The 24,105-nt window shown below is 37.3% G+C and carries 23 protein-coding genes, 1 tRNA gene and 1 pseudogene; 19 read left to right on the top strand and 6 right to left on the bottom strand.

Going from position 1 to position 24,105, the window contains the following annotated elements:
• Positions 1-2 precede the first annotated feature (2 nt).
• The 4 genes and pseudogenes from ftsH to dapF form a co-directional block, all read right to left on the bottom strand.
• Positions 3-1,810 (bottom strand): annotated as a pseudogene (gene ftsH / locus AWW83_RS01990) (ATP-dependent zinc metalloprotease FtsH).
• Positions 1,807-2,382: a DedA family protein gene (locus tag AWW83_RS01985; RefSeq protein ID WP_092347661.1), complete on the bottom strand. Its 576-nt coding sequence runs from the start codon at positions 2,380-2,382 to the stop codon at positions 1,807-1,809. Before AWW83_RS01985 ends, ftsH begins: the two are co-directional and overlap by 4 nt.
• A 1-nt stretch (position 2,383) precedes the next feature.
• Positions 2,384-2,755: a metallopeptidase family protein gene (locus AWW83_RS01980; protein ID WP_092347658.1), complete on the bottom strand. Its 372-nt coding sequence runs from the start codon at positions 2,753-2,755 to the stop codon at positions 2,384-2,386.
• Positions 2,745-3,569 carry a diaminopimelate epimerase gene (dapF, locus tag AWW83_RS01975; RefSeq protein ID WP_092347655.1) on the bottom strand — a complete coding sequence of 275 codons (825 nt, stop codon included), beginning with the start codon at positions 3,567-3,569 and terminating at the stop codon, positions 2,745-2,747. The genes AWW83_RS01980 and dapF overlap by 11 nt, the downstream gene beginning before the upstream one ends.
• 125 nt (positions 3,570-3,694) lie before the next feature.
• Between dapF and AWW83_RS01970 the strand changes: the two genes are divergently transcribed.
• The 8 genes from AWW83_RS01970 (at position 3,695) to ltaE (ending at position 10,797) form a co-directional block, all read left to right on the top strand.
• Positions 3,695-3,778, top strand: a tRNA-Leu gene (locus AWW83_RS01970).
• Between the two features lie 40 nt (positions 3,779-3,818).
• Positions 3,819-5,066, top strand: a complete 1,248-nt coding sequence (gene tig, locus AWW83_RS01965; protein WP_159421076.1) for a trigger factor — start codon at positions 3,819-3,821, stop codon at positions 5,064-5,066.
• Positions 5,067-5,087: 21 nt separating this feature from the next.
• Positions 5,088-5,765 (top strand): hypothetical protein, encoded by a 678-nt coding sequence (locus AWW83_RS01960; RefSeq protein WP_092347649.1) that lies wholly within the window; start codon positions 5,088-5,090, stop codon positions 5,763-5,765.
• The gene (locus AWW83_RS01955; RefSeq protein ID WP_143713859.1) at positions 5,713-6,012 is read left to right on the top strand and encodes a hypothetical protein; all 300 of its coding nucleotides are present in this window, start codon (positions 5,713-5,715) and stop codon (positions 6,010-6,012) included. The genes AWW83_RS01960 and AWW83_RS01955 overlap by 53 nt, the downstream gene beginning before the upstream one ends.
• Before the next feature lie 35 nt (positions 6,013-6,047).
• Positions 6,048-6,671 (top strand): ATP-dependent Clp endopeptidase proteolytic subunit ClpP, encoded by a 624-nt coding sequence (clpP, locus tag AWW83_RS01950; RefSeq protein ID WP_092347643.1) that lies wholly within the window; start codon positions 6,048-6,050, stop codon positions 6,669-6,671.
• A gap of 5 nt (positions 6,672-6,676) precedes the next feature.
• Positions 6,677-7,963 (top strand): ATP-dependent Clp protease ATP-binding subunit ClpX, encoded by a 1,287-nt coding sequence (gene clpX, locus AWW83_RS01945; protein ID WP_092347640.1) that lies wholly within the window; start codon positions 6,677-6,679, stop codon positions 7,961-7,963.
• A 105-nt stretch (positions 7,964-8,068) separates the two neighbouring features.
• Complete coding sequence (locus tag AWW83_RS01940) at positions 8,069-9,733, top strand: formate--tetrahydrofolate ligase (protein WP_200753984.1); 1,665 nt, start codon at positions 8,069-8,071, stop codon at positions 9,731-9,733.
• A 29-nt stretch (positions 9,734-9,762) separates the two neighbouring features.
• Positions 9,763-10,797: a low-specificity L-threonine aldolase gene (gene ltaE, locus AWW83_RS01935; RefSeq protein WP_092347634.1), complete on the top strand. Its 1,035-nt coding sequence runs from the start codon at positions 9,763-9,765 to the stop codon at positions 10,795-10,797.
• A 3-nt stretch (positions 10,798-10,800) separates the two neighbouring features.
• Here ltaE and AWW83_RS01930 read toward each other — a convergent pair whose 3' ends face one another.
• Positions 10,801-12,678, bottom strand: a complete 1,878-nt coding sequence (locus tag AWW83_RS01930; RefSeq protein ID WP_092347631.1) for a family 10 glycosylhydrolase — start codon at positions 12,676-12,678, stop codon at positions 10,801-10,803.
• A gap of 15 nt (positions 12,679-12,693) precedes the next feature.
• Positions 12,694-14,826, bottom strand: coding sequence for a M28 family peptidase (locus AWW83_RS01925; RefSeq protein ID WP_092347628.1), 2,133 nt, complete (start codon positions 14,824-14,826; stop codon positions 12,694-12,696).
• 176 nt (positions 14,827-15,002) lie between these two features.
• Between AWW83_RS01925 and prfB the strand changes: the two genes are divergently transcribed.
• The 11 genes from prfB to AWW83_RS01870 all read left to right on the top strand — a co-directional run bounded on the left by prfB (position 15,003) and on the right by AWW83_RS01870 (position 24,105).
• Positions 15,003-16,116 (top strand): peptide chain release factor 2 gene (prfB, locus tag AWW83_RS01920; RefSeq protein ID WP_102134819.1). Its coding sequence is split into 2 segments (ribosomal slippage): positions 15,003-15,071 and positions 15,073-16,116, totalling 1,113 coding nucleotides; the frame shifts between segments, so codons are not numbered across the junction.
• Between the two features lie 16 nt (positions 16,117-16,132).
• Positions 16,133-17,014, top strand: coding sequence for a YicC/YloC family endoribonuclease (locus tag AWW83_RS01915; protein ID WP_092347625.1), 882 nt, complete (start codon positions 16,133-16,135; stop codon positions 17,012-17,014).
• A 17-nt stretch (positions 17,015-17,031) separates the two neighbouring features.
• Positions 17,032-17,625 carry a guanylate kinase gene (gmk, locus tag AWW83_RS01910; protein WP_092347622.1) on the top strand — a complete coding sequence of 198 codons (594 nt, stop codon included), beginning with the start codon at positions 17,032-17,034 and terminating at the stop codon, positions 17,623-17,625.
• 24 nt (positions 17,626-17,649) lie between these two features.
• A complete protein-coding gene (locus AWW83_RS01905; protein WP_092347619.1) occupies positions 17,650-17,994 on the top strand; it encodes a DNA-directed RNA polymerase subunit omega in 345 nt (114 codons plus the stop codon).
• Between the two features lie 8 nt (positions 17,995-18,002).
• Positions 18,003-19,052 carry a glycoside hydrolase family 130 protein gene (locus AWW83_RS01900; protein WP_092347616.1) on the top strand — a complete coding sequence of 350 codons (1,050 nt, stop codon included), beginning with the start codon at positions 18,003-18,005 and terminating at the stop codon, positions 19,050-19,052.
• A gap of 73 nt (positions 19,053-19,125) precedes the next feature.
• Complete coding sequence (pta, locus tag AWW83_RS01895; RefSeq protein WP_092347613.1) at positions 19,126-20,112, top strand: phosphate acetyltransferase; 987 nt, start codon at positions 19,126-19,128, stop codon at positions 20,110-20,112.
• The gene (locus AWW83_RS01890) at positions 20,109-20,576 is read left to right on the top strand and encodes an acyl-CoA thioesterase (RefSeq protein WP_092347610.1); all 468 of its coding nucleotides are present in this window, start codon (positions 20,109-20,111) and stop codon (positions 20,574-20,576) included. Before pta ends, AWW83_RS01890 begins: the two co-directional genes overlap by 4 nt.
• Position 20,577: 1 nt before the next feature.
• Positions 20,578-22,071, top strand: a complete 1,494-nt coding sequence (gene trpE / locus AWW83_RS01885) for an anthranilate synthase component I (protein ID WP_092347607.1) — start codon at positions 20,578-20,580, stop codon at positions 22,069-22,071.
• A 14-nt stretch (positions 22,072-22,085) separates the two neighbouring features.
• Positions 22,086-22,658 (top strand): anthranilate synthase component II, encoded by a 573-nt coding sequence (locus AWW83_RS01880; RefSeq protein ID WP_092347604.1) that lies wholly within the window; start codon positions 22,086-22,088, stop codon positions 22,656-22,658.
• A gap of 21 nt (positions 22,659-22,679) precedes the next feature.
• Complete coding sequence (locus AWW83_RS01875) at positions 22,680-23,366, top strand: LOG family protein (protein WP_092347601.1); 687 nt, start codon at positions 22,680-22,682, stop codon at positions 23,364-23,366.
• Positions 23,367-23,385: 19 nt separating this feature from the next.
• Complete coding sequence (locus AWW83_RS01870; RefSeq protein ID WP_092347598.1) at positions 23,386-24,105, top strand: ABC transporter ATP-binding protein; 720 nt, start codon at positions 23,386-23,388, stop codon at positions 24,103-24,105.

Below are 24,105 nucleotides of genomic sequence, written 5' to 3'. Positions count from 1 at the left end.
TTTTAATTTTGGTTTAAAATTTCTTCAAGTTCTTTTTTGTCAATCACTTCTTTTTCAAGCAGACGATTTGCAAGTTTGTCAAGTTTTTCTCTATGCGTCTTTAAAATTTCAAGTGCTTTTTGATAACTTTCATCAATTATCCTTTTGACTTCTTCATCAATGAGTTTTGCTGTTTCTTCGCTGTATGGTTTTGAGAAAGGACCACGGTTGAGAAAGTCGGTTTCTTCAATTTCGGCAAGAGAAATGTGTCCAAGTTTTTCGCTCATTCCATAGGTTGTCACCATAAGTCGTGCAAGTTCAGTTGCTTTTTTAAGGTCATCGTGCGCACCAGTTGAAATTTGCCCAAAGACGATTTCTTCAGCTGCTCTTCCACCGAGAATGCCAGCAATTTTACCAAGCAATTCTTCTTTCGTCAAAAGATATCTTTCTTCCGTTGGAGTTCTTAATGTATAGCCCAAAGCGCCGATGCTTCTTGGAACTATTGAAACTTTTTGCACAACATCAGCTCCGGGAAGATAATAACCAACGATTGCGTGTCCGGATTCGTGATATGCGACGATCTTTTTCTCTTTCTCGCTTATAACTTTACTTCTTTTTTCAAGTCCTGCGATAACTCTTTCAATTGCTTCCTGAAAATCGGACATTTCAACTTTATCCTTTCCTTTTCTCGCTGCAAGAAGAGCAGCTTCATTACATACATTTGCTATTTCAGCCCCAGCAAATCCCGGCGTTTGTGCAGCAAGCGATTCAAAATCAACATCATCTGCTAATTTCAAATTTCTTGTGTGAACTTTGAAAATTTCAATTCTTCCTTTCAATCGGGTCTGTTCAAGACAATTTGCCTGTCAAATCTTCCGGGTCTCAAAAGAGCTGGGTCAAGGACATCAGGTCTATTTGTCGCAGCCATTATGATTACACCAATGCTTGAATCAAATCCATCCATTTCAACAAGGAGTTGATTAAGCGTATTTTCTCTTTCATCAACACCGCCGTAGACAACTCCTCTTGCTCTTGCTTTTCCAATTGCGTCAATTTCATCAATGAAGATTATGCACGGTGCTTTTTCTTTTGCTTGTGCAAAAAGATCGCGAACTCTTGCTGCGCCGACGCCAACAAACATTTCAACGAAATCAGACCCACTAAGATAAAAGAAAGGAACTCCGGCTTCACCTGCAATTGCTCTTGCAAGAAGTGTCTTCCCAGTTCCGGGTGGACCGACTAAAAGGACGCCCTTTGGGATTTTCGCGCCAAGTCGTTGATATTTTTTTGGATTTTTGAGAAAGTCAACTATCTCTTTGACTTCTTCAATCACTTCGTCAAGCCCTGCGACATCGTTGAAAGTGACTTTGTTTTTTTCATCAGCTGCGTAAATTTTCGCCTTGCTTTTTCCAAATGTCATTACATTTTGAGTTGGTGAAAATCTTCTTATCAGCAAAGCCCAGAGAAAAACAAAGAATGCAATCGGCAAAATCCAGTTTAAAAACAAATCCCTTCCCCAGTTGCTCTCAATTACACCACGATAATCAATCCCGCGTTCTTGAAGTTCTTTTATCAAATTTTCGTCAGGCAATTTTACAACTTCAACCGTCCTTGGGATTTTCTCACGCTCCGAGACATCTTTTTTAAAGGTCACGATTAATTTTTCGTTCCCGATCTGGACGGATTCAATCTCATCTTTTTGTATCCGGTCTTTGAATTCTTTGTATGAAATTTCTTTCATCGGTGGATGAAGCACGAGATATTGAAGCAGGATGAGAATTATTATAGCAATGATGTAATATGCAATTGAAAATTGTGTTTGCTTCTTCATTTTTCTTCACCTGTTAATTTCTTTAGTTGGTAAATTCTTACCCGACTGATTATGTATAAAACCAGAATCACAATTGCAATAAGGACCCAGCCATAGAGTTGAACCCGTTGGATATCTCCGATAAATTTTTCAGCAGCGTGTCCAAAGTAAAAGCCAGCATAACCAAAGCTCACAGCCCAAACAAAAGCAGCAATTACATTCAAAATTGTGAACTTAACAAAATTCATTTTACCAAGCCCGACAAACATCACAAGCGGAGTTCTTATGCCGTAAAGATACCTTGCCATGAGAACAACAGCGGAGCCATATTTTTCAACATAATGTTTTGCTATCGTGTGATATTTGTTAAATTTTTTTGATTTTTTCAAGAGAAAATCACCATTTTTTCGCATCAAATGAAAGATGATCTGATCCGCAAGCGTTGAACCAATAAACGCAGATAAAATTGAAAGGTGAAGGTCAAGCAAACCTTGATAAGCCATAAATCCAGCTATCAAAAGAATTGTCTCACCCTCAAAAAGCGTTATCAAAAAAATTATTATGTATCCGTATTTCTGTAAAAGTTCCTCCATTTTATTCTCCCAGCGCCTTTCTTACTTCTTCCTCGCTCATTCCAAGATAATGACCAATTTCGTGTAAGACAACTTCTCTTATTTTAGTTTTCAATTCTTTCTCGTTTCTGCAAATTCTTTCAATGTTTGCTTTGAAGATAAAAATTCTATCTGGCGTTGCTGGATACATTCCGTAGCTTGTGCCTCTTTTTGAAAGTGGTATCCCTGTGTAAAGTCCAAGCAAATTGTATTTGCTTGCTTTTGTCTTTTTTAGTTCGTCTGAATCAGGATAATCCTGAACAATGAAAACGACATTATCAAGTTTTTGCTTTATCTCTTCGGGCAAACTTTCTATTGTTTCTTCAACTATTTTTTCAAATTCTTCACGTTTCATAGTTTAAAGTTCCTTCGCAGATAATTTTTACGCTTCCTTCAAGAGAGACAAATTCAGGTTGAGATTTATTCCTGTCGTAAAAAATCGTTAAAATTTCACCGCTTGATGTTTTAACTTTTAATGGGAGATTGAGATTTTTTATTTCAACCGAAGCTATTGCGCTTGCAACCGAGCCAGTTCCACAAGCAAGCGTCTCACCTTCAACACCACGCTCGTAAGTTCGCATTCTTATTGTCTCGTTATCTATAACTGCAACGAAATTAACATTTGTTCCATTTTCAAATTTTGGATGATAACGAAGTTTTCTGCCGAGCTGATTCACATTGATCTTTTCAATGTTCTTTATGCTGTTTTCATCTGTAAAGACGACAAGATGAGGTGCGCCAGTGTCAATAAAGTGCGCTTTGAAAAACTTTTTGCCGAGTTTAAGTTTTAAATTTAATTTCTTTGTTTGTGGAAACGGCAAAAATAATTTGACTTTTTGCTCGTCAATTATTTCTGCGTGGTAGAGTTTTCCATTCGCTTCAAAGGTTGTTTTTCCCTTTGAAATTCCAAGGATAAACGCAAGTTTTGCTACGCATCTTCCACCATTTCCGCACATTCCACCGAAACTTCCATCTGAATTAAAATAAACCATTTTAAAGTCGGCAATTTCGCTTTTTTCAATCAAAATTATCCCATCGGCTCCGACGCCAAAGTGTCTATCGCAGACCCATTTTGCGAGTTCAACGGGATTTTTAATCTTGCCATTGCGATTATCAAACATAATGAAATCATTTCCAGCGCCTGTCATTTTGAAAAAGTTGAGTTTCATTTGCCAAATGATTTAATTTTTGAGCCACACAGGTTGAATTTAAGAATAATTGCTAAATTTTTGCAATTTTGAACTTTATTTGAAAAAGCGTTATATTTTTTAAGTGAAATTCAGGTGTTCTTTTTGGGCACGTGGCGGAATCTGGTAGACGCGCTGGACTTAGGATCCAGTGGGTAAAACCCGTGGGGGTTCAAATCCCCCCGTGCCCACGAAAAAATTAAAAAACAAAATTTGTGGAGGACATAGCTGGTGGAGTTAAATGTCAACAGATTAAGTCAAACTGAAGAAGAAGCGGAAATTAAGCTTAGTTGGGAAGAACTTAAACCTTATTTTGAAGAGGCATACAAAAAATTTCAAGCGGAAGCCGAGATCAAGGGCTTTAGAAAAGGGAAAGCCCCAATTGAATTGATAAAAAGACAATTCGGAGAACAAATTGAATATGACGCACTTGATGACATTGTGAATGATGTTTATCAAAATCTTGTCAGCGATAAAAAAATTGAACCAGTTGGGACACCAGAATTGCTTGATGTTGATTATAAGCGTGGTGATTCGCTCGTCTTTAAAATAAAATACGAAGTTCTCCCAGATATTCAGATTTCAAATTATAAAGATTTGAAAGTTGAGAAAATTGTCCATGTCGTTGATGAAGGTGAAGTTGAAAATGAGATAAAGAAACTTCTTATTGCGAATGCGTCTTACGAGGAAACAGATGAAGTTAAAGGCGAACTTTATAGAGTGACAGTTGATCTACAGGGTGTTGATCAGAATAATCTTCCCGTGCTTGGAAGAAGAAGTGAAAATGTTGTCATTGATCTTGATGATGAATCAATTGTTCCGGTTTTGAGGGAACGACTTTTGAGGGCGAAAAAAGATGATGAATTTATAGTTGAGCTTACGGTTGATAACAAACCTGAGAAAGTAAGGGTCACGGTTAAAAAGATAGAGAGAAAAATTTTGCCTGAGTTAAACGATGAATTTGCATCAAAGGTGACGAATGGAAAAGTTAACACTGTTGATGAATTAAGGGCATATATAAAAGATGAGCTCGTGAAGTGGTGGAATGAGTATAGCGAATTAAGATTTTATGATAATATAATTTCCGAGCTTGTGAGGACAAATGATTTTGTCGTTCCGGAGAGTTTAGTTGAGGATTTTTTGAGGAGCATGCTTGATGAGGAGAAGAGTAAGTATCCGGGTGAGAAATTGCCACCGGATTTTGACGAGCAATTTTTCAGGCAAAAAAATAAAGCTGATGCGGTTTTTAGCGCTAAATGGTATGTGATAAAGAATAAAATTGCGCAGATGGAAGGAATTGAGCTGACAGATGAGGACTTTGAAAAATTAGCTGAAGAGGATTCGGCAGAGGTTGGAATTGAAAAAGAAAAATTGATTCCTTTTTACAAGAGGTCTGAGCACATAAGAGAAAAACTTTTAAATCGCAAGGTTCTTGAATTTTTGAAGGATAAGGTTACGGTCGTTGAGAGAGTTGTTTAAAATTTAAGTGAAAAAATTCTTATGGAAATTTTCGGTATTGCGCTTACAGTAATATCGCTAATCCTTGCTTATCAGGCGTGGCAGAATGGTAAATGGATGAAGCAAGCACATCGCGAAACTATGGCTATGGTTCAAAGCATAAAGGAAATGACCCAACAGATAAGAGAGGATGGGCAACGTTCAAGTCAAGAGACGAAAGCATTGTTAGAAAGAATGGAGCAACACGCATTACAATCAAGTCAAGAGACAAAAGCGTTGTTAGAGAGGATGGAGCAACACGCATTACAATCAAGCCAAGAGACAAAAGCGTTGTTAGAGAGGATGGAGCAACACGCATTACAATCAAGTCCAAGAGACAAAAGCGTTGTTAGAGAGGATGGAGCAACACGCATTACAATCAAGTCAAGAGACGAAGGCGTTGTTGGAGAGGATAGAGCAACACGCATTACAATCAAGTCAAGAGACGAAGGCGTTGTTGGAGAGGATAGAGCAACACGCATTACAATCAAGTCAAGAGACGAAGGCGTTGTTGGAGAGGATAGAGCAACACGCATTACAATCAAGTCAAGAGACGAAGGCGTTGTTGGAGAGGATAGAGCAACACGCATTACAATCAAGTCAAGAGACGAAGGCGTTGTTAGAGAGGATGGAGCAACACGCATTACAATCAAGTCAAGAGACGAAGGCGTTGTTAGATAGAATAGAGCAAAGTATGGTGCGTTCAAGTCAAGAGACGAAGGAAATTTTGTCCAAGATAAGTGAATATTTGGTTAAGATTGATGAAAGGATTGGTCAATCAGAGCGAGAGTTTAGAACTTTGCTTGAACAAATTCACAAAGGTCAGGAAGAAGCGAGGAGAGAGTTTGCAAACGCAATGAAATACATTTCAGATTTAATCGTTGCAGATGGAGAAAAGACGAGACAACTTTTGAAAACCAGAACCTGAAAAAAATCAAAAACAAAATTTAACTTTGTAAAGCTATGGGCGTGAAAATTTATGACCAGTTGGTTCCAATTGTGGTTGAGCAGACAAGTCGTGGTGAAAGAGCTTATGATATTTTCTCACGACTTTTGAAAGAAAGAATTGTTTTTATCGGAACACCCATTGATGATGCTGTTGCGAGCTTAGTCATCGCACAACTTCTTTTTCTTGAATCTGAAGACCCGGATAAAGATATATACCTTTACATAAACAGCCCTGGTGGTGTAATTTCAGCAGGTCTTGCAATTTATGACACAATGCAATACATAAAGCCAGATGTTGCAACGATTTGCATTGGAATGGCTGCAAGCATGGCTGCAGTCATACTTGCTGGTGGCGCTAAAGGGAAAAGAACTGCTTTGCCGAATTCAAGAATCATGATTCATCAACCCTGGGGTGGTGTTCAAGGAACGGCTGCGGATATAAGAATTCAGGCTGAGGAAATTTTGAGAATGAAGAGAAAGATAAATGAAATACTTGCGAAACACACCGGAAAACCAATTGAACAAATTGAAAAAGACACAGACCGAGATTACTACATGTCGGCTGAGGAAGCAAAGGAATACGGAATAATTGACCAGATACTTGTCAGAAGAGAAGTTCCTTCAACAAAGAAAAGGTAAAAAGAATGTCAGAAAGACCTGATTTTAAATCAAAGCCAGTATGTTCATTTTGCGGGAGAAGCGTTGATGAAGTTGGAAATATGATAGCTGGACCTGATGTTTACATCTGCGATATTTGTGTGAGTGAGTCGGTTGACATTTTGAGAAATAATATGGCTGCGTATTCTTCAAGTAAAAGATTCGGGAAAATTCCGCTAACCCCGATGGCGATAAAGAAAGCACTTGATGAATATGTCATAGGTCAAGAGAGAGCGAAGAAAATTTTATCTGTTGCGGTTTATAATCATTATAAGAGAATTGAGAACAATCTTGAACAGAACAATCATGTTAAGAATTTGTCTGATAATGTTGAGATAGAGAAAAGCAACATTTTGCTAATTGGTCCTACTGGCACTGGTAAGACATTGCTTGCTCAAACACTTGCGAAAATTCTTGATGTTCCATTTGCAATTGCAGATGCGACGACTTTGACGGAAGCTGGCTATGTTGGGGATGATGTTGAAACGATACTTCTTTATCTTCTTCAAAATGCGGATTACGATGTTGCACGCGCTGAGCGTGGAATAGTTTATATTGACGAGATAGATAAAATTGCTCGCAAAACCGCAAGCCCATCAATTACGCGTGATGTTTCGGGCGAAGGTGTTCAACAGGCACTTTTGAAAATTCTTGAAGGAACAATCGCTGGTGTTCCACCAAAAGGAGGAAGAAAGCATCCAGAACAAAGTTTAATTTACATCAACACAAAGAATATACTCTTTATCTGTGGCGGGGCTTTTGAAGGGCTTGAAAAAATTATTGCAAGCAGAATCAATAAAAATTCAATCGGATTCACAGCGGAAATTCGCGGGAATAAGGATGAAATGATTGATGAACTTTTACCATTGGTTGAACCAGAAGATCTGTTAAAATTTGGTTTTATCCCTGAGTTTATCGGACGACTCCCAGTGATTGCGACGCTTCATTCTCTTTCAAAAGATGCTTTGATAAGAATTTTAACTGAGCCGAAGAATGCGATCATAAGGCAGTATAAAAAGTTGTTTGAATTTGATGGAGTTGAACTTGAATTTGAGCCAGATGCCCTTGAAGCGGTTGCAGAGCTTGCGTTAAAGCGTGGAACAGGAGCACGAGGTTTGAGAGCAATAATTGAAGAAATTATGCTTGATATAATGTTTGAATTGCCAACGCGTTTAAAAGAGCAACCGATTTCAAAGTGCATAATTACAAAGGAGACAATTTATGAGAGAGCCGAACCCATATTTATCTATCGTGAAGAACGTCTTTCAGCATAAACTATCAAAAAGCACATCAAAGGAGTTTAAAAACACAAGTTTTTGAATGGTCCCGACCAAAAGTCGGGATTTTTTATTTAAAAATAAAAATCCGGTGAAGAAATGATACCAAATTCAATCGCAGTAGAAGAAAAAGTCAAACCATTGCACATCAAGCACATAATGGAGCAAATTGGTTTAACTGATGAAGATTTTGAGTATTATGGCAAATTTACTGGCAAAATACGACTTGAAGTGATGGAGAAATTTAAGGACAGACCTGATGGTAAATTGATAATTGTAACCGCAATTACGCCGACGCCATCGGGTGAAGGAAAAACTTTGACATCAATCGGATTAAGCCAAGCACTTAACAGAATAGGCAAAAAAGCAATTGTCACTTTAAGAGAGCCGTCGCTTGGACCTGTTTTTGGAATTAAGGGTGGTGCAACCGGCGGTGGGAAATCGCAGGTTATTCCATCTGAACTTATCAATCTTCACTTCAATGGCGACATTCACGCTGTTGCCTCAGCTCATAACTTGCTTGCTGCTTTGATTGACGCTCACATACATCACGGAAATGAGTTGCGAATTGATGTTAATAACATCACATGGGAAAGAACCATTGATATGAACGATAGGGCATTGCGTCATATTGTCATCGGGCTTGGTGGCAAAGTTAATGGAGTTCCAAGAGAATCTGGGTTTGTGATAACAGCTGCTTCTGAAACAATGGCTATACTCTGTATGGCAAGTTCAAGAACTGATTTAAAAAGAAGGTTATGCGACATTGTCATTGGATACGATCTTGATGGTAAACCTGTGAAGGCGAAGGATTTGAAAGCTTGTGGTGCTATGATGGTTTTGCTAAATGAAGCAATTATGCCAAACCTTGTTCAAACAACTGAACATACACCAGCAATTATACACGGTGGTCCATTTGCAAACATCGCTCACGGAACAAATAGTGTCATCGCTGATAAAATTGCCCTCAAACTTGCTGATTATGTTGTTGTTGAGACGGGATTTGGCTCTGATCTTGGGGCGGAGAAATTTTTTGACATTGTTGCTCAAATTCATCGTCTCAAACCATCAGCTGCTGTCATCGTCGTTTCTGCAAAAGCAATAAGATATCACGGCGGAATAAAATCACAGGATGATTTCACAATTGAAAAATTTAAGAAAGGACTTGAAAATCTTGAGTTCCATGTTAAGAACATAAGAAAATTCGGTGTTCCAGCGATCGTCTCAATAAATAAATTCGCCACAGATACTGAAATTGAAATCAATTTAATTCAGGAAAAATGCGCTGAACTTGGGGTTGAATGTGCGGTGACCGAATTTTTCACAAAAGGTGGTGAAGGAGGAATTGAGCTTGCTGAAAAAGTTGTGAAGATAACAGAAACAATTCCATCTGATTTTAAGCCACTTTACAGATTATCGCTTCCATTAATTGAAAAAATTAAACTTATTGCAACAGAGGTTTATGGAGCTGATGATGTTTACATTGAACGAAAGGCGATGAAAAAACTTGAGAAATATATTGAACACGGTTATGATCATTTGCCAGTTTGCATTGCAAAGACACCAAATTCAATAAGTGATAACCCCAAACTAATCGGAGTTCCAAAGGGCTGGACTTTGACCGTTACAGATGCTCGTTTGTTTGCAGGAGCTGGTTTCGTCGTTGCTATATGTGGTGATATAATGCTTATGCCGGGGCTCTCAAAGAATCCAGCTGCATTTAATATGGATGTTGATGAACACGGAAACATAATTGGTTTGTTTTAAACTTAACAACAATAAATTCAAATTTGAAAATGCAAAAATACATTGACCTTAGAAGCGACACCGTCACAAAGCCATCACCTGAGATGAGAAAATTTATGATGGAAGCCGAAGTTGGAGATGATGTATTTGGTGAAGATCCAACGGTTAACAAACTTCAAGAAATGGTTGCTGAAATCCTTGGGAAAGAAGCAGCTATTTTCGTCCCGAGCGGAACGATGGGAAATCAAGTATCAATAAAAGCCCACACTGAACCAGGAGATGAAGTCATAGTTGAAGCGGAATCACACATAATGAATTATGAAACAGCAGCTCCATCAATGTTATCCGGTGTTCAGCTCTTTCCAATTCAGGGGAAGCATGGCGTCATAACTGTTGAACAGATTAAAAAAGCTGTAAGACCAAAAGCATATTATATGCCGAGAACTCGTTTAATTTGTCTTGAAAATACACATAATCGCGCCGGCGGGACAATTTATCCAATTGATGAAATAAAAAGAATTCGTGAATTTGCGCTTGAAAATGGTATAAAGATGCATCTTGATGGTGCTCGTCTTTGGAACGCCTGCGTTGAAACTGGAATAACTCCGAAAGAATACGCTCAGTATTTTGATTCTGTCTCTGTTTGCCTTTCAAAAGGACTTGGTGCACCAGTTGGCTCTGTCGTTGCAGGTGATAAAGAATTTATTGAGCGTGTGAGAAAATATAGAAAAATTTTCGGCGGTGGAATGAGGCAGGTTGGAATTTTAGCAGCTGCTGGAATATGGGCAATTCAACATAACATTGATAGATTGAAAGAAGATCACGAAAAGGCAAGATTTTTCGCAGAAGAAATAGCAAAGTTGAAAGTTTTTGACATTGATCTTGAAACTGTGCAAACAAACATTGTAATAATTGGAGTTGAAAAAACTGGAAAGACGCCTGATGAAATTTTGAAAATGCTCAAAGACAACGGAGTGCTTCTAAGTTCTGGAAGCTATATGAAAATTCGTGCTGTAACACATCTTGATGTCTCAATGGATGAGGTTAAACAAGCGGTTGAGGTTTTTTATAAATTGTTTGGTTGAAATTTACTTTATCAAGGCAATTTTTTTGATCAAAGTTTGAGATTTTAAATTTTCCTTCGGGGTTATCCTGACGCGCAGAATGTAAATGCCGGAGGCAAGCGCCTCCGGCGCAAATAAAAATCTATTCTCACCAGCTTTGTAATTTCCCGATGTCAAGTTTTTTACCAACTGCCCAAGCGTATTGTAAATGTCAATTTTTAAAAATGAATCAACAGGTAGAAAAACATTTATCGTTGTAGATGAGTTGAACGGGTTCGGGAAAATTGTGATTTCAAAATTTTGAGGTAAAATTTCACTTCTTCCATCTTTAATTGATGATGTAATCGGAGTTAGACGGCGGTTTAGAATTAACATAACTGCATCGGCTGTCATAAAGCCGGGCGTTTTGAATTTCTCATTCGTTATCTTTAAAATTTTTTGCTTACCGCTTTTGAAATAAAAGTCCCCAAGTTTATACCATCCGTTGTAAATTGTCGGATTTGTTTGATTAACTGTAAACTTTTTCTCATTCCCAAAGGAATCATAAACATAATAAACCGCACTGTCAGATGTTGACCTTACAACTAAAGCATAAACTTCATAATATCCATCTTGCGGTATCTGAGCATAATACTCAACCCATTGCGGGGATGTTGATTGTGTCAGAAGATATTTCTCGCCCCAGTGTAAGTAACTTGACGCTGTGTTCCAGCCGTTTGAGTAAGAGACATTAATTGAATCGGAATCATCAATTATAATCGCTGGCATTCGCCAATTTTGTGGTCTATCTGGCACAAGCGCTTTTTGATTTAAAAGGGTTCTCAACGAATCAAAATCATCTGAAAGAGAGCCATAATACCAAACAACGAAGCCCTTTAAATTTTGCTGTCTTACATACTGAATCATTTTTAAAAATTCAGATGTCGTCGGATTTTGACTGTCAATCCCAAACAAAATTTTATTCTTATCATTCACTCGTCCAAAGATGTTAACACATTCATTGATGAATTCATTTGCGGTTCTTCTGTAATTCATCGGTTCAATATAATCAAGCCAGCCATTGTTTATCCATGTCACCCAATCTTGCAATTTTTCGTTTTTCGCCCAATCAGGTCCAACTCCAACTGCGTTTGTCAAGCGCATATCTTTTCTGTAAAACTTAACAGAATCATAAACCGTTTTTGCAAATTGATTTAACTTCTGAATTCGCCAGTTTTTCCATTCGGGATCATTATAATTTAATGGTGGTGGCGTTCCATTGTGTTCCTGCTTGTAAAGTTCAACTGTGACACTGTCATAACCACAGTTTGGATCTGGATATCGTATTCTGTCAAGTTCAAATCCGTCAATATCGTAGTTTTTTACCATTTCAAGTATAAGCTGGATCAAAAAGTTTTGGACTTCGGGATTTGCGTGTGCCATCCAGTAAAAGTTATAATTGACTTGATCTTCCGACGAACCTGTATCAGAGCCGTCGCTTCTTTTTGCAAGCCATTCAGGGTGAGTGTCAAAAATTTTACCTTTTCCACTTGTTCCCGGTAAATATCCGCCCCATCCACCGATAAATCCGTATTCAAACCATGCATAAACTTCAAGCCCAGCTCTGTGTGCTTCTGCTATCATCTCTTGAAGCAGATCTCTATCACCAAGTTGCGGATCTGTGTAAAGTCCCGTATCTTTGTAGAACACCTCACTTCTAAAAAGTGGATAACCCCTTGCCCAGACAAGAACATAAACCGCATTGAAATTATTTCTTGCTATTATGTCCATATCTGAGGCGATTTCAGATTTTGTCTTGTAAGCGTTCCCATTTCTTGGCACATACCAGACACCGCGATGCTCGTAAATTTGTGAAAAAAGATTTAAGCTTGAAAGAAGCAAGATGAACAGAATTTTACGCATATCCCTATCCCAATCTTATTTTAAAAGTTTGTAAAGATTTTGACCAAAAATTTTTTGAATTGATTTCACATCCCATTTGAGATCGTTAAGATGTGCGATTAAAGTTTTCGCATTTTCGGGGTCAAGCATCAGAAAAATTTGCTCCGGCTTGAGAAAATTTGCCTTTGATAAAAATTTCTCCACATCTGTAAAAGCAAAAAGAGATTGAGAATTCAAATCAACCGAATCCGGATTGAACACGATGTATTGCTTTTTTATCTTGAATTTATCTGGCAATATGTCTTTAAAAATCGGGTTCAAATCATTATAAAAATCATTGACGAAATCCACAACAGATTGATCTTCGCTTGTGGATTTATCAAAAACTATAAACTTTAACCCAACCTTTGATAGAACTGGCATTGATTGAGGCAGGTTTTTGAACAAGTTTGCATTTGCAGAAAATAAAACATTTAAAACATCAGGAGATGTGTTAAAATCTGATCTATCTGAGACAATGTTGAAGTTTTTATAATCTCGCGTTGCGACTGAATCAACGAAATAAATCGCTTTAAAAAGTTCATCTTTTGAATCTGTCTGAACTTCAAAGATGACTGCTTCAACATCGTAATTTTTAAGCTTTGCTCTAAAATTATAAAGCCAATCTTTGCTCAATGAGTCAGGATAAAGTTTTGCGTAAAGCGCCGTTCTTGAATTTGCATAAAGATAAGTTTCGTATCTTTTCTCTCTTTTCAAACTCTCGGGATAATTTGCAAGCCCAAGAATTACATCGTAAGCGGTGTTTCCAACTTCGCCAAGGACGAATGGCTGAATTTTATCGCTTGTGTCATCTGTTCTGTGATATTCTGGATGTTGTCCAGCGGAGATGAAAAAAAATGCAGGTATGCCAAGTTCTTGAAATGGATAATGATCTGAATTTGCACCAGCGCGAAATTTCCCGAGGTTTTTTAATTTTTCAGATGGGAAAAATTCTTTTACTATGTTCCACATTTCTGGGAAATTTTCTGTCCCAGCGATGTTTATATTTCCGTTGCCACGACCAACCATATCAAAGTTAAACATAGCGACAATGTTTTCTTTCGGCACAGGAAGATGCGAAGCAAAGTATTTTGAACCCAGAAGTCCTTGTTCTTCACCTGCAAACAAAACGAAAATTATTGATCTTTTCGGCTTAACATCATTTGCCATCATACTTCTTGCAAGTTCCATAACAAGACATGTCCCCGAGCCGTTGTCATCAGCTCCGGGATAGATAAATCCCTCTGCATCAACTCCATTATGATCCATATGAGCGCCAACTATTATGTATTCATTTTTTAAATTTTCATCAATTCCCGGAATTAATCCGACGACATTTTTGGTCCATCCATCAAGTTGCTCAACTTTCGTTTCAACTTCAAAAATTTTGTCAATTTCAAACGAACGAGGTTTAAAATTTATTTCACTTCTTAACGCATCAAAACTTATCCCAGTGTTATAAAAAATATCGTCAATGATCTTTCTCCCGATCCAGATTGCTGGCATTTGCGGAGTGTAATATTCTTCGGTTATCGCTCCACCTCTTACAGGTCTATCCCCTTGAAAATAGAAAACAGCAGATGCACCCTTCTCAAATGCTTTTTTTATCTTGTATCCCCTTGAACCTTCTTCAACAAATTTTCCTTCTTCATCAGGTGGAGTTCCAGCAACGACGATGACAATTTTTCCCTTCACATCAACATTGGCATAGTCATCCCTTCCCTTTTCTGGTGCGGAAATCCCATATCCAACAAAGACAACCTTTGATTTAACCTTACCGCTTCCGCTGTTTGTTAAAATCGTGAAATCGTCTCCAAGTGAGTATTTCGTTTTTCCTTTTCTTCCATTTATAAGTGTTAATTTTGAAACTTTATCCTGTGTTGCGAGGATTTTGAAGTTTTGAAAATATGTTCCATTATCTCCAAATGGTTTTAACCCAAATTCTTTAAATTTTTCTGCAATCCATTCGCTTGCTTTTTCACCTGCGGGAGTTCCTGATTTGCGACCTTGAAATTTTTCAGAAGTTAAAACTTTGTTAAAGTTCCACGCAGAAATTGAATCAAACTTGACTTGTGAAAGTCCAAGTTCAAAGATGCAAATTAAAATCAAGAACCTGAATTTTTTCAGCATTGCTTTTTAAGGTTTTGTTTTTGTTAAAAGATAGCAAAAAATTTTTTTCGGTCAAGCCAATTTCTCGGGAAAAATTATTGCTTGTGGAAATAGACAGAGTTTTGCTTTTGGAATTGCGTTTCTTTTTTCGTATCTTTGTATCCCAAAGAGAAAAAACAAAATTTGCATCGGGAAAAATGTTTGAGAACTTCAAATCAAAACTTGATGAAATTTCAGAAAGGTTTGAAACTTTAAGGAGGTTTCTTTGACATAGAAGGAAAGCGAAAACAACTTGCCGAACTTGAAGAGAAAACCGCAAGTTCTGATTTCTGGAACGACCCCTCAAATGCACAAAAGGTTATGCAGGAGATAAGCAGGATAAAGGAGTGGCTAAATGATTGGGAAAACGCTCAAAGAATGCTTGAGGATGCAAAAGTGTTGGTTGAACTTGCGGAGGAATCACAGGATATTTCTTTTACAGGTGAGTTGCAAAAAGAGATAAGGAAACTTGAAAAGAAGATAGATGAACTTGAACTTAAAAATCTTTTGAACGGTGAAGATGATCCAAAGAGTGCAATTTTGACGATTCATTCAGGTGCAGGTGGAACGGAGGCACAGGATTGGGCTGAAATGCTTTTGAGGATGTATTTGAGATGGGCTGAAAGAAATGGATACAATGCGACGGTGGTTGATATCCTTGAAGGCGATGGCGCAGGAATAAAAAGCGCAGTGGTTGAAATTGAAGGTCCTTATGCTTACGGCTATCTTAAATCCGAAAGCGGGGTTCATCGTCTTGTGCGAATTTCACCCTTTGATGCAAATAAGAGAAGACATACATCGTTTGCTTCTGTGTTTGTTTATCCAGAGCTTGGAGATGAAGATGTAAAAATTGAGATAAATCCAGACGATTTGAAAATTGAAACATTTAGAGCTGGTGGACACGGTGGTCAAAATGTTAACAAAGTTGAAACTGCGGTCAGAATCACGCACATACCTACGGGAATAGTTGTCCAGTGTCAAAGCGAGCGTTCGCAATATCAAAACAAAATGAGAGCAATGCGTCTTCTTCAATCAAGATTATATCAACTCCAAAAGGAAAAAGAGAGAGAAAAACTTGACGAATTTGAAAAGCAAAAGAAAAAAATTGAGTGGGGAAATCAAATCCGCTCGTATATATTTCACCCGTATAATCTTGTAAAAGACCACAGAACAGGTTATGAAACATCAAATGTTCAAGCAGTGATGGACGGTGAGATTGACGAATTTATAAAAGCTTATCTTCTTAACTCCGTCAAGGCGAACTCCAATTAACTTTTCACATTGCTCAATGATCTCAAGTATGACTGGCTTTGGAAAATATGAGATTAAAAAGGATGGTATTTCTGTTTCAGTTGAAATTAAAAGTGTTAACTCGCGATTTCTTGAAATAAATTTGAAACTCCCGAAAATACTCCAATCAAGGGAATTTGAGATAAGAGAGATAATTCGCCAGAAAATATCGCGCGGAAAAGTTTTTGCAATTATTGATTATGAAATTGATCCATCAATTCAACCACCACTGAAAATTAATTTTGATGTTGCAAATTATCTTGTGAAGTCCCTAAAAGAGCTGAAGCGTAAAACGAAGATCAGGGGAGAAATAAAGCTGGAACATTTGCTTGAGTTTTCTCAAATTTTTGAAATTGAACTTGAAAAAGATATTTCTGAAGACGAATGGGAAATTGTGAGAACAGCTGTTGAAAATGCAGTTGATAAATTGATTGAAGCAAGAAATAAAGAGGGCTTTGAACTTGCAAAAGATATTGAAAACAGAATCAATGCGATTTCAAAAGATGTGGATAAAATCCTTGCTCTTTCAAATGAAAAATTGAAAGAAAGACAGGAAAAGTTAAAAGCAAGGATTGAAGAAATTTTCAAAGATGTTGAATTTGACCGAAATCGGCTTGAAGCAGAACTCGTTTTACTTGCGAATAAGCTTGACATCACGGAAGAATGCGTTAGACTGAAAAGTCATACAAAATTTTTTCTCGACACATTGAAAAGTTCTGAAAATGCCGTTGGAAGAAGATTAAATTTTTTGCTTCAAGAGATGTTGCGCGAGGCGACAACCATAAATGCGAAATCTGAGGACACGGAGATCATTTATCTTGTCGTTGGAATTAAAGAGGAAATTGAGAAGATCAGAGAACAATTACAAAATGTTGAATAAAAAACTTAACATTAAAGATGCCAAGAGGTAGATTAATTGTTGTATCAGCCCCGAGTGGTTCTGGTAAAACCACAATAGCGAAAAAGATACTTGAGAAATTTCCATTTATAAAATTTTCTGTTTCCGCAACCACAAGACCGAAGAGAAATGGTGAAGTTGATGGAAAAGATTATTTTTTTCTCACGCGTGAGGAATTTGAGAAAAAAATTCAAAATGGCGAACTTCTTGAATGGGAAGAAATTTATGGGAATTATTACGGGACTTTGAAAAGCGTCGTTGAAACAGCTCTTAAAAATGGCGATGTTTTACTTTTTGATGTTGATGTAAATGGTGCAATTTCAATTAAGAGAAAATTTCCAGATGATGCAGTTTTAATTTTCATAAAGCCACCAAATATGGAAGTTTTAAAAGAGAGATTGAAAAGGCGTGGAACGGAAAACGAGGAGCAACTTAAAAAGCGAATTGAGCGCGTTCCGATGGAACTTGAAAAATCAAGTTATTTTGATTATATTTTTGTCAATGATAAGCTGGAAGATACGGTGAAAGCGGTTTTAAGAGCTGTTTTCAACGAGATTGAAAAATGGAAGGCGATTCAAAAACACGAGTATTAAAAACAAAATTTGAACTCTTCAAAAATGGGAATCAAGCCACTTGATTTGAAAAAGATTCAGGAAATAGCTGGAAACACTTATGAGGCGATCGTCATAATGGCGAAAAGAGCAAGGCAAATTAACGATGAGAGAAAAGTAAATTTCAATAAACGCCTTGAAGAATTGAGAGCGTTGAAAGCGCAACAGCAGCAAGCGACGCAGGAAGAAACCCCGAAACATTATGATGAAGAACAGACACCGAAAGCACCAATTGAGCAACTTCAAATAGCAGAAGAATTTGATCAACTTCCGAAGCCAACCGACGCTGCAATTCAGGAATACCTTGAAGGAAAACTTGAATGGAATTACGAGAAAAGGCGTTTTGGATGAGATGAAAAATGTTCAAAATTGAAAGGTTAAATTCGGGAAAACCAATTCTTGAAAAAGAAAGCAATAACCTCTGGGAAAACAAAGTTGTCTTTAATCCTGCGTGCGTTCTCGTTGATGATAAAGAAGAACTTGGACAGATAATTGAATCAATAAAGCCAGACAAAGAAACACTCCAACGAATTCAATCTCATCGTGCTATTTGTTTCCTCATCTACCGAGCCCAAGGGAAAGAAACAAAAAATTTTGATTACAGACGCTCATCCCTTGGGCTTGCTATTTTCACTCCCGACTTAAAACTTATCAAAAGATTTTCTGAACCAATCTTAAAACCAGAAGAAAAATTTGAAAACCTTGGCGTTGAAGACCCGAGAATTACAAAGATCGGCGATAAATACTTTATGTTTTACACTGGATACGAAAGTGGAAAAGAGAAAAATAAAATAAACATATGCATTGCTGAAACAAAAGATTTTTTGCACTGGGAAAAGCACGGGACTTTGAAAGGCAAACTTAACGATGTTGATAATAAAAATGCTGTTTTATTCCCCGAAAAAATTTACGATAAATTCGTCCTTCTTCACCGACCTATGGAAGGGGAAAACCCAATGAAAATTCATTTTGCAACGGCGGATGATATACTTGGAGAATGGAAAGACGAGGGAGTTTTGATAGATGTTGAAGTAAATCCAGAATTTTCAAAATCGTGGAATGGTGCTGGCGCTCCACCTTTGAAAATATCCGATAATAAATTTTTTATGCTCTATCATATTGGAAATTTCAAAAAGGACGGGACAAGGGAATACGATCTTGGAATTGCGGTAGTTGAAAAAAATGAAAAAAGTTATCTTAAACTTGTTAAGAAGTTTGAACCTTTTATGAGACCTGAAACAGAGTTTGAAACGATCGGAGATGCTGAACTTGGCGTTAATAATGTCCTTTTCGTTTGCGGTTCTTATTTTTACGATGGATATCTTTACTTCCCTTATGCAGGCGCTGATAGTGTAATACTTGGCGGGAGAGTTCCAAAAGATGAAATTTTAACATGGGCACTATCTTAAATTCTTTCCTTAATGGGATAAATTCTGTATATTTAAAATCAAGAAGTCAAACAAAAACAAAATTGCACCTAAAATGATAGGATTAACTTTGCTTGAAAATATCAAAGAAAAAGCGAAACAACTCAAAAAGCACATCGTTTTGCCAGATGCACTTGATGAGCGAACTCTTAAAGCAGGAAGAAAAATAGTTGATGAAAAAATTGCTGAAATAACTTTGATCGGAGATGAAGAAAAAATTTATTCGCTTGCTGAAAAAATTGGAGTCAATCTTTCGGGAATTCGGATTGTAAATCCTTTGAAGTCAGAAAAGTTAAGTGATTTTGCGCATATTTTTTACAATTTAAGAAAACACAAAGGGATAAGTTTTGAAGAAGCGAAGGAGACGATGAAGAATCCGCTTTTCTTTGGGGCAATGATGGTAAGAGAAGGAATGGCTGATGGGAGCGTCGCAGGTTCAATTTCAACAACCGCAGATGTGTTAAGAGCAGGGATTCAAGTTGTTGGCTTGATGGATGGAATCTCTATCGTTTCAAGTTTCTTTTTGATCGTTTTTCCAAACAAAGTTTATTCATTTGCCGATTGCGCTGTTGTTCCAAATCCAACCGCAGAACAACTTGCCGACATCGCAATTTCAACCGCAATTAATCATAAAAAACTTGTCGGTGAAGAACCAATCGTTGCAATGCTTTCATTCTCAACCAAGGGGAGCGCTCAACACGAAATGGTTGATAAAGTTATAGAGGCAACCAAAATAGCAAAGCAAAAAAGACCAGACCTTATAATTGACGGAGAACTTCAACTTGACGCAGCAATTGTTCCAGAAGTTGCCAAAAGAAAAGCGCCCGATAGTCCAGTTGCTGGGAATGCCAATGTGTTAATTTTTCCAAATCTTGACGCTGGAAACATTGGCTATAAAATGGCTCAAAGAATGGCTGGTGCGGAAGCACTCGGTCCAATAGTCCAAGGTTTGAAGAAACCTTGCTTTGATCTTTCAAGAGGTTGTAGCGTTGAAGATATCGTAAATGTCGTCGCAATAAATTGCGTGATGGGTCAAACATGAATGAAAATGAATTTGAAAGAGAAAAATTTAGGTTTAAGGTTCAAGTTCAAGTCCGAACATTTGATCTTGATTCATACGGGATTGTGCATAACTCTGTTTATTTAAAGTATTTTGAAATAGCGCGAACGGAATACATACGGCAGGCGCTTGGGATTGAACCAGGGCGCTTTTTTACTGATTTTTATTTTGTAATTGCAAAAAATGTCTGCAATTACATCACACCAGCAAAATTTGACGAAATACTTGATGTCTATGCCCGCGTTTCAAAAATTGGAAATTCAAGCTTTGAAATGGAATATCTAATTGAAGAAAATAAAACCAGAAGAAAAGTCGCAACTGGGGAAACCGTAATAGTTCTTTTGAACAGAGAGACATTTAAGCCAGAACCAATCCCGCAAAATGTTCGCGAGTTGATTTTAAAATTTGAAAATTATGATGTCCTCATAAAAGAAAATAAGAGTTAAGATGTTCACGCAGTATGACATATTTAAATCTTTTGCTGACAAAGGCAATGTTATCCCAGTTTATGAGTCGCTCCTTGCAGATACCGAAACGCCCGTCTCTGTATATATGAAGGTGAGAGATAAAAGTCCGTATTCTTTTCTTTTTGAAAGTGTTGAAGGCGGTGAAAAAATTGCGAGATATTCATTTATCGGCTTCAAACCGTTTATGATTTTTGAGGCAAGAGGTTTTAATTTCAAAGTCAAAATCATTGATGAAAATTTTTCTTTCGTTGAAGATGAAATTAAGAATTTAACAAACCCAATTGATGCCTTAAATAAAATCATTTCACTTTTTAAATCGGTTCACATTGACGAGCTTCCGCGCTTTACTTGTGGTGCTGTTGGATATTTCGGGTATGAGAGCATTTCATTGGTTGAAAAAGTTCCACAAGCGAAAATAGACGATCTCAATGCCCCGGATATATTTCTTATGTTTTTTGACTCGCTCCTTGTTTTTGATAATTTGAAGCGGAAAATTTTTATCATCTCAAATGTTTATAAAAATGACCGTATGAGTGAAAGCGAATTAAAAAATGAGTATTACAAATCGCTCGGGAAAATTGCAGAGGTGAAATCGTTCTTGAAGCGTAGAATTAGCTCAGAAATTTCACGAGTTGAACTTGATGAAGAATTCAAATTCAATATGACAAAAGATGAATTCGTTGAGAAAGTAAATCGCATAAAAGAGTATATCATAAATGGAGACATATTTCAGGCGGTTTTATCGCAAAGGTTTGAGAGAAAAATTGAAGGTGACCCTTTTGACATTTACCGTATGCTTAGAGTTGTAAATCCATCGCCATATATGTATTTTTTAAGTGTGGATGATCTCAAAATAATTGGCTCGTCTCCGGAGCTTCTCGTCAGAGTTGAAGATGGAATTGTTGAAACAAGACCGATAGCCGGAACGAGAAGAAGAGGAAAGACGCCGGAAGAAGATAAGCAACTTGAGATTGAACTTTTAAACGATGAAAAAGAAAAAGCAGAACATTTAATGCTTGTTGATCTCGGAAGGAATGACATCGGAAGGATAAGTTATTTTGGAACTGTGAAAGTTGATCAGTTTATGGTGATAGAAAGATATTCACATGTTATGCACATTGTGAGCAATGTAAGTGGGAAGTTAAGAGAAGATGTAAGTCCGGTTGATGCTCTTTATTCGTGTTTTCCTGCTGGAACCGTCACAGGTGCACCAAAGATAAGAGCAATGGAGATAATAGCTGAGCTTGAACCGACAAAACGTGGCATTTACGGTGGAGCAGTTGGTTATATTGATTTCTCCGGAAACATTGACTTTTGTATAGCCATAAGAACAATCGTGATGAAGGGAAATAAAGCTTATTTTCAAGCAGGCGCTGGAATTGTCCACGATTCAAACCCTGAGCGAGAATATCAGGAAACGCTTGATAAACTTGAAGCGACATTCAAAGCAGTTGAATTGCTTTGTGAAAATTAAAAAAATTTTTAGCGATGATTCTGGTAATTGACAATTATGATTCATTCACATACAATCTTGTTCAATATCTTGGTGAGTTTGGGGTTGAAATGGAAATTGCACGCAACGATAAAATTACAATTGACGAGATTAAAGAGATTAAACCCGATGCAATTGTGATCTCCCCTGGACCCTGCACGCCGTATGAAGCTGGAGTTTCAATTGATGTTATTAAGCATTTTTACAGATCAATTCCAATTCTTGGAGTTTGTCTTGGTCATCAAGCGATAGGAGTTGCATTTGGTGGTAAAGTTCTTAAAGCACCCGTTGTTATGCACGGCAAAATTTCCGAAATATATCACAATGGTCGGGCAATTTTTTCTGGGCTTCCAAATCCATTCAAAGCAACAAGGTATCATTCTTTGATAATTGAGCGCGAATCTTTGCCTGATTCACTTGAAATAACAGCGTGGACGAAAGAAGGTTTAATTATGGGAATAAGACACAAAGAATTTCCTGTATTCGGTGTTCAGTTTCATCCGGAATCAATTATGACAGAGTTTGGGAAGGAAATTTTAAAAAACTTCATTTATAGAAAATTTGAATGAAACAAAATTTTAAAGTTTGAGATGACGAACAAAATTTTAAGAGATGAACAGGTTTGGCTTGAAAGCAGACAAAAAGACATTTGGAGAATTTTTAGAATTATGGCTGAATTTGTTGAAGGATTTGATCAGATGACAAAACTTGGTCCTTGTGTTTCAATTTTTGGTTCAGCAAGGACAAAACCAGGGCATAGATATTATGAGATGGCTCGCGAAGTGGCAAGAGAACTTGTCAAATCAGGATTTGGAATCATAACAGGTGGAGGTCCCGGAATAATGGAAGCAGCAAATCTCGGCGCAAAAGAAGCAGGGGGATTATCCGTTGGAATCAACATTGAACTTCCACTTGAGCAAAAATTTAATCCTTATGTTGATGTTGGAATTGAATTCAGACATTTCTTTGTGAGAAAAGTCATGTTTGTTAAGTATGCTCAGGGTTTCGTTGTTTTACCGGGTGGATTTGGAACGCTTGATGAATTTTTTGAAGCGGTGACCTTGATTCAAACTGGCAAAACAACTCGCTTTCCTGTCGTTTTGATGGGAAGCGAATACTGGCAAGGATTAATTGACTGGTTGCGTGACAAAGTTTTAGCCGAGGGAAATATATCGCCCGAAGATATGAACATTTTTGAACTTACCGATGACCCGAAGGAAGCCGCGAGGATAATAACAGAATTTTATCAAGAGAATGTAGTTTCTCCTAATTTTTAAAAATTTTATCTGTTAAGTTATGCTTCAACTTAAGAACTTAACAAAAAAATTTGGCGATTTCGTTGCTGTTGATGATCTGAGCCTTGAAGTTAAGTCAGGTGAATTTTTCGGTTTCCTTGGTCCAAATGGAGCTGGCAAAACGACGACAATAAAGATGATAGCGGGTTTAATTAAACCAACGAGCGGAAAAATTTTTATTTGTGGAATAGATGCTCTTGCTGAACCTGAAAAAGCGAAAAGTTTTCTCGCTTATGTCCCAGATCAACCGTTTATTTATGATAAACTCACAGGGCGTGAATTTTTATATTTCATCGGCGGTCTTTTTAAAATGAAAAAAGAAAAGATAAGAGAAAAAGTTGATTTTCTCGTTGACCATTTTGAAATCGGAAGATGGATTGATAAGAGAGTTGAAGAATACTCACAGGGGATGAAACAGCGAGTTATAATTGCATCTGCGCTTCTTCACGATCCAAAGGTTATAGTAATTGATGAACCGATGGTTGGGCTTGACCCGAGAAGTGCCAGAATCGTTAAAGATACCTTGAAGCAAAAATCAAAAGAAGGCGTAACCATCTTTATGTCAACTCATTCACTTGATGTCGCGGAAGAACTTTGCGATACAATAGGGATAATAAAAGACGGTAAATTGATTGCACAGTTTAACGCAAGCGAAATTGAAGAGTTTAAGCAAAGTCGTGATGGGAAACTTGAATCGCTTTTCATTGAATTGACAAAGTAA

It is taken from the genome of Candidatus Chryseopegocella kryptomonas (assembly GCF_001536065.1).
Classification (GTDB): Bacteria; Bacteroidota; Ignavibacteria; order Kryptoniales; family Kryptoniaceae; genus Kryptonium; species Kryptonium kryptomonas.
Note: the sequence above shows the minus strand (reverse complement) of the source record. Positions and strands in the feature narration are given on the sequence as shown.